General features: G+C 28.6%; 15 protein-coding genes. 11 read left to right on the top strand and 4 right to left on the bottom strand.

The genetic code is table 11. The annotated features are described in order from the left end of the window. Positions 1-489: 489 nt before the first annotated feature. On the bottom strand, positions 490-1,692 hold the full coding sequence (locus VJI77_RS07350; protein ID WP_323988934.1) for an MFS transporter: 1,203 nt from the start codon (positions 1,690-1,692) through the stop codon (positions 490-492). Between the two features lie 321 nt (positions 1,693-2,013). Between VJI77_RS07350 and VJI77_RS07345 the strand changes: the two genes are divergently transcribed. Then, positions 2,014-2,385 (top strand): nuclear transport factor 2 family protein, encoded by a 372-nt coding sequence (locus VJI77_RS07345; RefSeq protein ID WP_323988932.1) that lies wholly within the window; start codon positions 2,014-2,016, stop codon positions 2,383-2,385. Further along, the gene (locus tag VJI77_RS07340) at positions 2,385-3,275 is read left to right on the top strand and encodes a GNAT family N-acetyltransferase (RefSeq protein ID WP_323988931.1); all 891 of its coding nucleotides are present in this window, start codon (positions 2,385-2,387) and stop codon (positions 3,273-3,275) included. The genes VJI77_RS07345 and VJI77_RS07340 overlap by 1 nt, the downstream gene beginning before the upstream one ends. Before the next feature lie 58 nt (positions 3,276-3,333). Here VJI77_RS07340 and pcp read toward each other — a convergent pair whose 3' ends face one another. From pcp to VJI77_RS07325, 3 genes are read right to left on the bottom strand one after another with little or no spacing between them, the layout of a single operon-like run. Beyond that, a complete protein-coding gene (pcp, locus tag VJI77_RS07335) occupies positions 3,334-3,975 on the bottom strand; it encodes a pyroglutamyl-peptidase I (RefSeq protein WP_323988929.1) in 642 nt (213 codons plus the stop codon). Between the two features lie 11 nt (positions 3,976-3,986). Next, a complete protein-coding gene (locus VJI77_RS07330) occupies positions 3,987-4,988 on the bottom strand; it encodes a DUF979 domain-containing protein (protein ID WP_009354876.1) in 1,002 nt (333 codons plus the stop codon). Beyond that, positions 4,969-5,658, bottom strand: a complete 690-nt coding sequence (locus VJI77_RS07325; protein ID WP_313961627.1) for a DUF969 domain-containing protein — start codon at positions 5,656-5,658, stop codon at positions 4,969-4,971. Before VJI77_RS07325 ends, VJI77_RS07330 begins: the two co-directional genes overlap by 20 nt. 546 nt (positions 5,659-6,204) lie before the next feature. Between VJI77_RS07325 and VJI77_RS07320 the strand changes: the two genes are divergently transcribed. From VJI77_RS07320 to VJI77_RS07280, 9 genes are all read left to right on the top strand, one after another. Continuing rightward, on the top strand, positions 6,205-7,347 hold the full coding sequence (locus VJI77_RS07320) for an aminotransferase class V-fold PLP-dependent enzyme (RefSeq protein WP_323988927.1): 1,143 nt from the start codon (positions 6,205-6,207) through the stop codon (positions 7,345-7,347). 4 nt (positions 7,348-7,351) lie between these two features. Next, positions 7,352-8,455: a YedE family putative selenium transporter gene (gene yedE, locus VJI77_RS07315; protein ID WP_323988926.1), complete on the top strand. Its 1,104-nt coding sequence runs from the start codon at positions 7,352-7,354 to the stop codon at positions 8,453-8,455. Positions 8,456-8,472: 17 nt separating this feature from the next. Further along, positions 8,473-8,679 carry a sulfurtransferase TusA family protein gene (locus tag VJI77_RS07310; protein ID WP_004831973.1) on the top strand — a complete coding sequence of 69 codons (207 nt, stop codon included), beginning with the start codon at positions 8,473-8,475 and terminating at the stop codon, positions 8,677-8,679. Beyond that, positions 8,679-8,903, top strand: a complete 225-nt coding sequence (locus VJI77_RS07305; protein WP_323988924.1) for a DUF3343 domain-containing protein — start codon at positions 8,679-8,681, stop codon at positions 8,901-8,903. Before VJI77_RS07310 ends, VJI77_RS07305 begins: the two co-directional genes overlap by 1 nt. Before the next feature lie 15 nt (positions 8,904-8,918). Then, positions 8,919-10,583: a peptide-binding protein gene (locus VJI77_RS07300; protein ID WP_323988923.1), complete on the top strand. Its 1,665-nt coding sequence runs from the start codon at positions 8,919-8,921 to the stop codon at positions 10,581-10,583. A gap of 108 nt (positions 10,584-10,691) precedes the next feature. Further along, a complete protein-coding gene (locus VJI77_RS07295) occupies positions 10,692-11,645 on the top strand; it encodes an ABC transporter permease (protein ID WP_323988922.1) in 954 nt (317 codons plus the stop codon). Position 11,646: 1 nt separating this feature from the next. Continuing rightward, the gene (locus tag VJI77_RS07290; RefSeq protein ID WP_323988921.1) at positions 11,647-12,441 is read left to right on the top strand and encodes an ABC transporter permease; all 795 of its coding nucleotides are present in this window, start codon (positions 11,647-11,649) and stop codon (positions 12,439-12,441) included. Next, positions 12,425-13,177, top strand: coding sequence for an ABC transporter ATP-binding protein (locus tag VJI77_RS07285; RefSeq protein ID WP_323988919.1), 753 nt, complete (start codon positions 12,425-12,427; stop codon positions 13,175-13,177). Before VJI77_RS07290 ends, VJI77_RS07285 begins: the two co-directional genes overlap by 17 nt. Beyond that, the gene (locus VJI77_RS07280; RefSeq protein WP_323988918.1) at positions 13,178-13,789 is read left to right on the top strand and encodes an ATP-binding cassette domain-containing protein; all 612 of its coding nucleotides are present in this window, start codon (positions 13,178-13,180) and stop codon (positions 13,787-13,789) included. The last annotated feature ends 3 nt before the right edge of the window (positions 13,790-13,792 follow it).

The raw sequence follows: 13,792 nt of genomic DNA, 5'->3' as shown, positions 1-13,792 counted from the left end.
AACACAGAAGTTAAGCTCTTAAACGTCGAAGGTACTAGTACATCTCGTACTGGGAGAATAGAAAACAGCCAAACAAAGTATAAATCACTCGAAAGAGTGATTTTTTGTTTTTAGTAAAAACACAATGCTTAACAGCAAAAATAAATAAACAAGAATGGTTATTAAGGCTTATTGGATATAGAATACAGAAGTTAATGACCTAACAGCAATCTATGATTGCGTCGTAGGTCAGATGCTAAGAAACTCCATTTGTGAAACAAATGGCAAGTTTCGACAGCGAAAGCTCTTAAACGTCGAAGGTACTAGTACATCTCGTACTGGGAGAATAGATAATAGCCAAACAAAAAAATCATCTCAATGAATGGATGATTTTTTTGTTTTAACAACTAAAGTTGAAGAGTAAAAACTCTTCGACTTTTTTTATAAAAGTCGAAATATAAAACTGATGGAAACAGTTTTTAAATTTTTTTATTCTCAGTTGTCAAATATTTAAGCAGGTTTCTTTTCAAAAAGTGTTTCTTTCGGATCGCCTGTTTTATAAAATAATACAATCAAAAATATTACTGTTATAGAAATGAAAGCAAAACAATAACTTCTGCTAATTCCAAATTCCTTTATTATAAATGTAACTAACGGATCACTTAGTATAAATGCAATTTGTACAATTACATTTTTTATTGATAATATTGTAGATTTGTAGTGTAAATCAGTTTTTGAATTTATATACATTGAAAACAGTAAGTAAAAGTAGCCTGTTATAAATCTATATATTGCATAAAAAAACATGGAAACAAAAAAATTTTTCGAAATCCACAACACAAATGTAGAAATCATTAAAAATAAAAAACAGTATTTAAGTTTTACCATGGGATTATATTTTTTTAAATAAATTTGATGAAACTTTGTTCCGAACATACTAATTATATTTGCAATCATATACATAATTCCGATATATTTTGAATTTATTTTGAAAAAGTCCAGATACTCGGGAAAATAAATTGCAACTTGCGGTATGGAAATATATGAAAGTAATAATATTAGAAATATGAAAACTTGTTTTTTAAAAATAAAAAAAGCAGTTTCAAAATTTACATTTTCTATTTGAACTTTTTCTTTTTTAGTATTTATATGTTTCTCAGATATCGATAGATACAAAAATAAATTCAATATTGATAAAACCATCGAAATTAAAAATGGAAGTCGTATATTGATATTGTATATAAAGCCTATTATGAGTCCACCGAGAATGTTTGAAATTCCACTTGATATTGATGAAATTTCAAACACTTCTTCTTCTCTTTCAAGTAAGTTCATTAACAAAACACTATTTGCTCCGGACATTCCGGCATCTCCAACAGCCATAAAAATTGCACATATTAAAAATTGGAAAAAACTCGTACTGAAAAATAATCCGACTAGAGAGAGAGTTATCATAACAGAACCGATGCATACACTTAATTTCGGAGATTTTTTATCTGCAAACAGTCCAAAAGGAATTTCAAAAATTATATTACTTATACTGGTTACTGAAAAAATAATACCTATTTTGAATATGTCTATTCCAAAATTTTTATAAAATAAAAAAATTATTGGAGAATAGAATAAAATAAAATTAGAAATGAAAGTAATTAAATAAACTTTAAATTTATTAGTATTATTTATTTTAAGAAATTTATATTCTAAAACTGACATCTATCATCTCTCCTGTTTTCTATATTCAACGTTTTTTGCTGTTTTATTCTTTCAGCAGGACATCCTCCATTACAAATCTATAAGATATGTTTTATAATACTGGCATTGTATTTTAAGTATATTGTATCATAATTCGAATAAAAAATCTAAATTATTTATAATATATTTCAAATAATTTTTTGTACAAAATATTAAACTAAAATATAAATTTAATTTATAAAAAGAACTATATTCAAACTAATTTGAATTTTCATTTTATTTTAAGTATAATATACATTATATATAAATTTAATAAAATTATTATAGAAAAAAGGAGTAAATATGTTCGATGTTTATAAATTTTTTGATATGGTTTTAAGTCAAAATGCTTTGGAGATTAAAAAATTTTTTAATGAAGATGCTTATATTGATTGGCATAATACTAATGAAAGATTTACTGTTAATGAGTTTATTGAAGTTAATTGCACTTATCCTGATAAATGGGGTGGAGAAGTTGAAAGGGTTGAACAAATCGGAAATTTACTTATTGCAGTTGCAAAAGTAATAAATGTTTTTGATAAATCTTCATTTTATGTTAATTCCTTTATATTGCTAGAAAATGGGAAAATTTCAAAACTTGATGAATATTGGGGAGATAATGGAGAAATTCCACAATGGAGAATTATAAAAAATATAGGAGTTAAAATAAAGTAATGAATTCGTTTTATAAAAATAAGAGTATAACAGATTATTTTAAATTTATTTTTTTGTTAATTATGTTTTTATTTGGATTGGTATTTAAAGCATCTACTGGAGATTATATTTTGCTTGTTGTTTTAGTATTAATTGAATTTGCTTTTAAGATTGGATTTAAATACATAAATTCTATAAGTTACACTATTTCAAATAAATTTTATAAGAATATTTTAAAGATGTTGAATATTATAAATTTTGAATTTGATTTCTTATTTGTATATTTGTTTTTTGATTCGATTTTTGAGTTTAATATAAAGTATCTTGTTGGAATGATCTTTGGTATTTTAGTTATGAGTATAATTTTCTTTTCTTTATTTGTTTCTTTAAATTTAAAATATGAAGTTTTGACATTTAGAATGGCTAATGAGTCAGATAGAGAAAGTATATTAGAAATATATCTTGAAGGAGCAGAAGCACTAAAAACTGATGGAGTTGATCAATGGCAAGGGCAATATGTTCCAAGTTTTAAAGATATTGATGAACATTTGGGAATAGACCTATATGTTTTAGAATATCATAGAAAAAATGTTTCTACAGTTTGTTTGGTTGAAGGAATAGATGAAGATTATGAAAATATAAAAGGAAAATGGAATACCTCAATTCCTTATATCAGTATTCATAAGGTAGCAACTTCTAATAAATATAAAAAACAGAGTTTTGCTAAGAAAATGATGAGCTATATTGAAAATCTTGCAAAGAGAAAGAGAATGGATTTAAGAATTGATACCCATAAAGACAATAAAAAAATGAGAAATTTTATTATCTCTTGTGGTTATAAATATACCGGTGAAGTAGTATTGCAAGGAGAACTTGAAAGACTTGCATATGATAAAGTTATTGTAAAGTAAATATATAATTAAACGAAAAAAAGGTTAGAGTTTTTAGTTTCTCTAACCTTTTTACTTTTTAATGTGTTGCTCCGCCTTCTATCTTAATGTCTTCTTTGTTTTCAACGATAGCTTCGATTGCATATTCTAATCCTTTTGCAATCAATTCTAATGGCATTGATGGCATATTTCTTTTATCTACGACTTGTTCTGGTAAAAATGGAATATGAACAAAGCCTGTTCTCATATTCGGATATTTTGTACTTGCAAGATGTGCCATTCCGTAGCAAACATGGTTACAAACGAAAGTTCCAGCTGTATTTGAAACAGAAGCAGGAATTTTGTTTTCAATCATTTTTTGAACCATAGCTTTTATAGGAATAGTTACAAGATATGCATCAGGACCATCTTTAGCGATTTTTTCATCAATTGGTTGATTTCCTTCATTATCTTTGATTCTAAAATCATCCATATTAATTCCAACTCTTTCTACTGAAATGTCTGTTCTACCACCTGCTTGTCCTACACTTAAAACTACATCTGGTTTTTCAATTTCAATAACTTCTTCAAGTTTCTTTAAACTCTTTCTTGCTACTGTTGGAATTTCTACCTTAATTATTTTTGCTCCCTTAATTTCTTCTGGTAATAATTTTACAGATTCGATTGCAGGATTGATTTTTTCTCCACCAAATGGGTCAAATCCACTAACTAATATTTTCATTTAATCATCTCCTAAAATGCCATTATTAACATAAGCACGATATGAACTAAAATCATTGCAAAAGCCATAGGTGCCTGTGTTTTTATAATCGTGTATTTGTCTTTAGTTTCTAGAATTGCACCAGGAACGATATTGAAGTTTGCAGCCATTGGAGTTAATAGAGTTCCGCAGTAACCACAAGTCATTCCAAGAGCTCCTACTACAGCAGGATTTCCACCTTGAGCGATTACAAAAGGAATACCAACGCCTATTGTGATTACAGTAAATGCAGCAAAAGCATTCCCCATAATCATAGTAAAGATTACCATACCTAAACAGTAAGCAACAACACCAGCGACTCTTCCGCCACCACCAACAACACTTCCTGCTACTTCACCAATTATATTGCCTACACCTGCTGCTGTAAATACAACTCCAAGCGCTCCTAAAAGTTGTGGTAATAAACTTGATGCTCCAACTTGCATTAATAGTCTTGTAGTATCTTCTTTCATATCATCAACTTTAGGTTTAGCGATTATAATAGCTAGAATTAGGGCGATTATTGCTGAGATTCCTAAAACTTGAGCGGTTGAGAAACCAAAAATTACATCTTTACCTTTAGCGTCAGTTCCAATTATAATTTTAAAGGATTTAAATTGTGACATAAAAAATCCAAGTCCTGCCATAATCAATGCTGGAATAAAAATTTTCCAACCAACTTTATTTGCGTTTTGTCTTCTTTCTTCTTCTGATGGTGGATTAAATTCACCAATTTTAACTTGTTTTGTAAGAGTTAAAATACCACAAGCTACAAGCATAGCACCAACAATTGCTCCACCTTGATCAGGAAGATATTTAACTAAAAATCCTCCGCATGAGAAGATAATACCAACTAAAAACCAGAATAAAAATGTACCAATTCTTGCTTCTTTATTTTTCAAACCTCTAAAGGCTGTTAAAATTGAAATTAACCCACAAAGAATATAAATAAATTCATCGATAAAAAATGTATTACTACTTATCCACTTTAACATTTTTTACACCATCCTTTCTAAGTTTCATTTCAAATAAGAAACATTGAATAACTGATAATATAATCATTGCAACACCTACAAAAAGAGAATAGTATGCTATATCAGCACCTTCGACAGCATATCCTTTATCTTTAAGTGTTGAAGCAATAAGCAAAACACCTGAAGCAACAGGGAATACATTTTGTCCAAAGAAATTACCATAATTTTCAACAGCACCAGCTAAACCTTTTAAGTCTTCTAGTTTAGTTTCAGTAAGGTCAACTGTCTTAGTAGCAGCACCTTCTGCCATTGGTAAAATTAAAGGTCTTACAAATTGAACATGTCCACCCAGACGTAAAGAAAATATTGCAGCTAACCAACGGATGAATAAATATAACCAGATAACTAAACCAGCACTAGCACCTTTGATTTTTCGTATTCCGTCAGCAGCCTTTTCTTTAAGACCATTTCTTTCCATAATACCTATTACGATAAGTGTTGTAAAGAATAAACTCATATATCTGTTTTCGACAAATCCTTTACCTATAATATTCAAAATTTCTAGAATTCCTTTTCCACCGGCAAGACCTGTTGCGAAACCTGCGATTAAAACTACAGAAATTACATCAAGTTTTAAAACAAAACCAACAACAATAATTACAATACCGATTAAAACTAAATAATTTTGCATATCTTCCTCCTATAAAATTTATTATTACTTATTTATAAAAAAATCTAAATTCTTCATTACTATACTTAATGAATATTTTCTAATATATAAGTAACTAAGTATAGTATATCATAATTTATATGTTTTTAAAATAGGAATTTTACAATATTTTAGCGATATTTTACATTTTAATCGATAAATATTTTTAATAAAAAAGTTATAATATCTATATTATAATTTAAATAAATATGTTAATTAAGATAAATTAACGGTTTATATAATTTAAACGATAAAACTTATTAAAAAATATAATTTATTTAGATATTTTTATTGAAATATGAGTAAAATTTGACAATATCGATACATTGATATATAATACTAATAGGGTTATGCCTTATGATAAACCTATTAGTATTGCGAAGCAACAAGGTTCTCGGGTACCCACCTGATGCAAAGCATCGAGGAAGGGTGAGGTTCTTCTTTCATCAAAATTACAATGAACAATGAGTTATGAAATAATTATAATATTTAATAGGAAATAAATTTTTTTCACGAAGGAGGATTAAGATGATTTATTTTGATAATGCAGCTACAACAAAAAATAAACCTGTAGAAGTTATTGATGCAGTAGTGAATGCAATGAAAAACTTTGGGAACTCCTCTCGTGGAGTTTATGAGGAGAGTTTAAGTGCTGATAGAATAGTTTTTGAAACTAGAAGAAAAATAGCAAAGATGTTTAATGTTGGGAATTCTCGTCAGGTTGTTTTTACAAAAAATGCTACAGAAAGTTTAAATATTGCAATAAATGGATTATTTTTAGAAAATGATCATATAATAACTTCTGTTTCTGAACATAATTCTGTTTTAAGACCTTTACATTATCTAAAGGAAAAAGGTGTTGAAGTCAGTTATATTGGAGTTTCTGAAAAAGGAGTTTTGAATTTCGAAGAAATCCCATCTTTGATAAAAGCAAATACTAAGGCAATAGTTTTAACTCATGCATCAAATGTTACTGGAAATATTACAGATTTAAAAAAATATGGATATTTTTGTAGAGAAAATAATCTTCTTTTCGTAGTAGATGCTTCTCAAACGGCAGGAGCATTTGATATTGATATGAAAGAGATGAATATTGATGTTCTATGTTTTACAGGACATAAATCTATGCTTGGACCACAGGGAACAGGTGTTTTATGTGTCAGAGAAGAAGTGTACATAAGACCTTTTATAGTTGGTGGAAGTGGAACTCATAGCTATGATGAATTTCAACCTGATAAGATGCCAACAAGACTTGAGGCTGGTACTTTAAATTCACATGGAATTGCTGGACTTCATGCATCTATTGACTATCTTTTAAATAATAAAATTGAAAATTTAACAAAAAGAGCTTTAGAACTTTCAAGGAAATTTTATGATGGGGTTAGTAAATTTCCTGAAGTTACAGTTTATGGGGATTTTGAAACAGAGTTTAGAGCTCCAATTGTATCTTTAAATATCTCAGATATGGACTCTTCAGAAGTAAGCAGTATGTTATATGAAGAGTATAAAATTTCAACAAGACCGGGGGCTCATTGTGCACCACTTATTCACAAGGCACTTGGTACTGTTGAACAGGGTATGGTTAGATTTAGCTTTTCTCATTCAAATACTTTTGATGAGGTCGAGCTTGCTATAAACGCGATTAAAAAAATTATAGAGGATAGGAGGTAATCAAATGCGTTTTTTTAACACTAAAAAAGGGTTGTTGACTATGGGAATTATCGCAGGTCTTGGCGCTGCTTTACTTGCATATTTAGGCAATCCGAAAAACATGGCTTTTTGTATAGCTTGTTTTATTAGAGATACTGCTGGAGCTATGAAGTTCCATAATGCAGAAGTGGTTCAATATTTTAGACCAGAAATTGTAGGTATTATTTTAGGTGCATTTTTAATTTCATTATTTACAAAAGAATACAGATCTACAGGTGGTTCATCACCTGTTATAAGATTTTTCTTAGGTGTAATAATGATGGTTTGTGCTCTTGTATTCTTAGGATGTCCTTTAAGAATGATTTTAAGAATGTCAGCAGGAGATATAAGTTCTTATGTAGGATTTGTAGGCTTTGCAGCAGGTGTTGCAACTGGTGCATTCTTCTTAAGGAAAGGCTTCAGCTTAGGAAGAGCTTATCCTGTTAAAAAAGAAAATGGATATGTTCTACCAGTTGTTGTAGCAGGATTATTTGCTTTAGTTATTGCTGTTCCATCTCTTTATGCATTTAGCCAAAAAGGACCTGGAAGTATGCATGCAGTATGGTATGCAGCACTTGGAGTAGGACTTGTATTTGGTATAATTGCACAAAAAAGTAGAATGTGTTTTGCTGGATCACTTAGAGATATTATTTTACTAAAAGATTTCAGATTATTCTCAGTTATAGGTGGAATTTTTATTGTAATGTTAATTTATAATATAGCAACAGGAAACTTTAAATTCGTTGCTTTTGGACCTGTAGCTCATGCTCAAACAATTTGGAATATATTATCTATGTACGCTGTAGGTTTCTGTGCAGTATTACTTGGTGGTTGTCCATTAAGACAATTAGTTCTTGCAGGAACAGGTTCTTCAGATTCAGTTATAACTGTACTAGGAATGTTCGTGGGAGCTGCCTTTGCTCATAACTTCAAATTAGCAGGTGCAGCAGCTGCAGTTGAAAATGTAGAAAAAGGAATCAAAGCAGTAGCAGGTGGTCCAGGAATAAATGGGCAAATATTTGTTATTGCTTCAATAGTTGTACTATTTATAGTAGCTTTATGTGGATTAAAAAAAGAAAAAAATAGATAAAATTTAAGGAGATTGATATGAAAGAATTAGACGTTAGAGGATTATCTTGTCCAGAACCAGTTTTAATCTTACAAGATGCCCTTAAAGAAAATAAAAACGAAACTTACAAAGTCTTAGCTAGTGAAGCACATGTTGTAAAAAATATCACTCATTTTGCAAACAGCCAAGGCAAGAAAACTTCTGTAAAAGAAGTTGGATTAGACTTTGAAATTATTGTAGAATAATGAAAGAGACTAAGCTGTATACAACATTCTATACGACGGCAGAGGCAATGGCAACTGAAAGTGTATGTAAAGAAAATAACCTTTCAGGAAAACTTGTACCTGTACCAAGAGTTTTATCAGCAGGTTGTGGGATTGCATGGGAATGCAGTCCCATTTTAAAGCCAAGGCTATTAGAACTTTTAGAAAAAGAAGACATAGAATGGGAAGAATGTAAAGAAATTTAGATTTAAGGAGAATTTATGAAGAAAAATTTTAAATTAGCCCTCTTAATGGCATTCTGTTTAACTGTAACTGCTTGTGGAAAAAAGGAAGAGAAACAGTCAGAAAATAAAGTTGAAAAGCAACTTAAGACAGAAATCAATTATGGTATAACTTCTTCTCCTGAGGGGAAATTTAATCCGTTATTTTCAAATACGCAATATGATGGAAATGTAAATGCATTAGTTTATGATTCTCTTTTGAAATTAAATTCAAAACTAGAATTGGAACCAGCAATGGCTGAAAAATATGAAATATCAGAAGATGGTAAAAAAGTTGTATTTACTTTAAAGGATGGACTTAAGTTTCATGATGGAAAGCCCGTTACTTCAAAAGATGTTAAATTTACTTTGGAAGCAATGGCAAGTCCTGACTATGAGGGGGACTTGCAAAGTTATGTTCAATCTATAGAGGGATTTAAGGAGTTTCAAGGTGGAAAAGAAACTGAACTTAAAGGAATAGTTTGTAAAGATGATAAAACCATTGAAATTAATTTTAGTGTCCCTTATTCACCTGTTTTGACTAATATAGGTACATTAGGAATTTTACCTCAACATATATGGGGAGAAGTTCCAGTTAAGGATTGGGTTAATAAAACTGAATTGCTTAATAAACCTATAGGCTCAGGAGCTTATAAATTAGAAGAATTTAAAGCGGGTGAATTTGTAAAACTTTCTGCAAATGAAGATTACTACAATGGGGCGCCAAAATTAAAGACCTTTGTGTTTAAAGTTGTTAAAGAAGAAACTGTAAGTGCTGAACTTATCAATGGAAGTATTGATGTTGCAGACATTTCTAGTATTAAAAAAGCAGATATGACAACACTTAAAGAGTCAGGAATTGAAGTTAAACAATATCCTAATTCAAAAATTCAATATATGGGCTTTAATCTTAGGAATGATATTTTAAAAGATGTAAATGTTAGAACAGCAATAGCTTATGGTATTGATAGACAATCAATTTTAGATGGACTTATAGAAGGAAATGGTGTTATTATTAATACACCAATGGTACCAACTTTATGGTCATATCCTAAAGAAGGTTTAGTTGAATATAAATTTGATGAAGCTAAAGCTAAAGAATTATTAGAAAAAGCTGGATATAAAGACACAAATAATAATGGGACTGTTGATAAAGATGGAAAAGAATTAGAGTTTACTTTAACTGTTCCCACAGGGGATACTGTTAGAGAAAAGACAGCTACAGTAATTCAACAAAATCTTGCTAAAATAGGGATTAAAATAAATTTAGAAATGTTAGAGTTTAAAGCTACAATGAATAAAGTTGTAGGGAATCATGAATTTGATTTGTATTTAATGGGCAATACTTTAGATGCTGATCCGGATCCAACACCAAACTGGTATTCAACTCAAGCGAGTGATAAAAAAGGAGAATTTGGATGGAATATATCTGGATTCAAATCAACTGAGGCAGATAAATTGATGGATGCTAATAGACAAGCTACTAAACAGGAAGAAAGAGCAAAAATTCTTAATGATTTTGGTAAATTGTTGAATAAAGAATTACCTTGGGTACCTCTTTATGCATCTGATATTACTAAAGCTTATAGCAAGAAGTTAAGTAATTATGAACCTAATACATTTGTTGATTTTTATAATGTAGAAAAATGGGAATTAGAAAAGTAAAAGAAGAATATTATAAATAAATCTTCTTTTGATAAATAATATATAAATAGTCATCTTGAAATTCAAGATGACTGTTTTATATATAGAAGAATTTGGATTGGAATTATTATGAAAAAATTTTTAATTAGAAGATTTACAATTTCTCTAATAATTTTGCTTGGAATATGTGTCTTTATGTTTGTTTTATTACAGTTATCCCCAGGTAATCCTTATATGGATTCAATGAAACCTGGAATGAGTCCAGAGCAAATTGAGAATATGTTAACACAAAAAGGGTATTATGACCCTATTTATTTAAAATTTATAAAATGGTTTAGAGATATTCTATTTTTTGATTTTGGATATTCTATAAAATATGGACAAAGTGTGAGTTCTTTGATTATGGAAAGAATTCCAAATACCTTATTTATAACATTACCTGCTTTTACAGTTGCAATTCTTTTATCAATTTTTATTGGACGTTGTGTTGCATATAAAGGGGGATTTTTAGATAAATTTGTAGATATTATTTCTGGAATAGGAATTTCTATACCAACATTTTTATTTGCAATATTATTTATAAAGTGGTTTGCTTTTGATATTAAAATATTTCAAATTTCAGGTACTGGAAATCTTTCTAACAAAGTTGGAATGGAGTTTATTTTGAATAAAATTTATTATGCTTTTTTACCAATTTTAGTTCTAACTGTTATTCAGTTTTCATCATTGGTAAGATTTGTTAGAGCGTTTATGCTATCTGTAAAAAAGGAAGATTATATTAGAACGTATCAAGGGTTTGGAATGACAAGATATGAAGCATACAAAAAAATAGGATTTAGGAATATTTTACCAAGACTTTTAACAATGATTTTTACAGAAGTTCCTAATTTAATTTCTGGAGCTTTGATTACGGAAACAATTTTTGTTTGGCCAGGTCTAGGAAAACTAAATTATGACGCAGTTTTTTCAAGAGATTATCCACTAATTATGGGAATAATTATCGTGATTTCTTTTGTAGTTTTGATTTCTAATTTAATAGCAGATATTATAAACTATTATTTGGATAAGAGGATAGGTATTTAGTATGAAAACGAAATTTACAGTTGGAAGTATTTTATTTATATTAATATTGTCATTTGTTTTTATAGCACCAAAATTTTATGGTAAAAATCCAAATGAAGTAAATTTAACTATGGTTGAAAAAGCTCCAAATAAAGCGAATCCACTTGGAACTGATGAAACTGGAAGAGATGTGCTTGCAAGATTGATGGCAGGCGGAAAAGTTTCTTTGACTGTTGGAATTTTAGCAAGTTTAGTAAAATTGTTTATATCTCTATTTCTTGGATTTTTTGCAGGATATTTTAAAAAGTTAGATGGAATAATTATGAGAATTTGTGATGTGTTTATGTGTTTTCCATTCTATGTGCTTGCTATTTCAATATCTGCATTTATTGGTCCATCAATTAAAAATTTAATTATTATAATTGCATTTTTTACTTTTGCATCGTCTACAAGACTTATAAGGACTGAGATTAAAGCTCTTAAAGATAAAGAATTTATTCAAATTTTAAAGATAAATGGAGAAAGTAACTTTAAAATTTTGATAAATCATATTATTCCAAATCTTAGAAATACAATTTTAGTAATATTCACTACTTCTGTAGCACAAGGAATTTTAATGGAATCTTCATTATCCTTCTTTGGTTTAGGTGTTAAAGAACCTATGTCAAGTTGGGGTTCTATGTTATCTGTTGCATTAAATATTTTAAATATTCAAAAGAAGTGGTTTATGTGGCTACCCGCAGGTATTTTAGTTTTAACTTTAGTATTTTCTATAAATTTGATAGGAGAGGGGCTTAAAAATGATAGAAGTAACTAATTTAAAAATAGAAGCTTCCGGAAAAGTTCTGGTAGATGAAATTAGTTTTAAACTTTCTGAAAATGAGAGTTTAGGAATAATTGGGAGTTCTGGTTCTGGAAAAACATTGACAAGCTTATCTTTAATGGGGCTTTTGGATAAAGAAATTTATAAAATATCAGGAAGTATAAAATTATTTGAAGAAGAAATTATTGGGATTTCAGAAAAAGAGATGGCTAAAAAAAGACTTTCAGAAATATCTTTTGTCTATCAAAATCCATTTAATACTTTTTCTCCAGTAGAAAAAATAAAAAATCAGTTTGATAGAATTTATAAGATAAAAAAGTTAAAAAAAGATAATGAGAAAATAAGAAGATTATTGGAAGAAGTTTCTTTAAATGAAAGTCATCTTGAAAAATTTCCTTATGAACTCTCTGGTGGTGAATTACAAAGATTGGTAATAGTAACCGCTTTATTATTAAATCCAAAAGTATTAATTTGTGATGAACCCACTACTGCACTTGATGTTGAAGTAGGGGAGAAAATAATTGAACTTTTAAATACTATTAGGAAAAAAGAAAAATTATCATTGATTTTTGTAACTCATGACCTTAGTATAATTGGAAATATTACTGAAAGACTTATAATTATGAATAATGGTAAAATTGTTGAGTCTGGTAAAACAGAAGAAATCTTAAGGTCTCCAAAAGATGAATATACAAAAAAATTATTAAGCTATTCAAGGTTAGGTGATTAAATGTTAGAAATAAAAAATTTAACCGTAAAATATGATGAAATTATTCTTAGTAATATTAATCTAAAATTATATAAAAAAATATATGGATTAAAAGGAGGTTCTGGTTCTGGAAAAACTACTTTTATAAAAGCTTTACTCGGACTTGTTGAGTATAAAGGAGAATTATTTCTTGATGGAGAAAAATTGAAAAATAGAAAAGACTTTCAAGTGGTTTTTCAAAATCCTTTTAATTCATTTGATCCAACTAGAAAAATAAGATTTTCTATTAATGAGATTTTAAAGTTAAATGGGGTTGAAGTTAATTTGGAAGAATTGGCTAATAAAGTAGGAGTTGATACTTCGCTTTTTGATAAATATCCTAAAGAATTGTCAGGTGGAGAATTGCAAAGACTTTCTATTGCTAGAGCAATATCAACAAATCCCAAGGTTTTAATTTTTGATGAGCCTACATCTGCTCTTGATGTTGAAAATCAGAAAAAAATTTTAGATTTAATAAAGACATTTAAGGATAAAATTATAATCTTTATAAGTCATGATTTAAAAGTAATAAAGTATATTTCAGACGAAGTTTTAATTTTAGATAAGAAAAGCAAACAAATAGAGTTGCTATAAAGC

The sequence above is a fragment of the Parvimonas sp. D2 genome, assembly GCF_035282635.1.
In the GTDB taxonomy this organism is placed as follows: Bacteria; Bacillota; Clostridia; order Tissierellales; family Peptoniphilaceae; genus Parvimonas.
The sequence above is the reverse complement of the archived record's forward strand: the minus strand, read 5'-3'. Positions and strand labels throughout refer to the sequence as shown.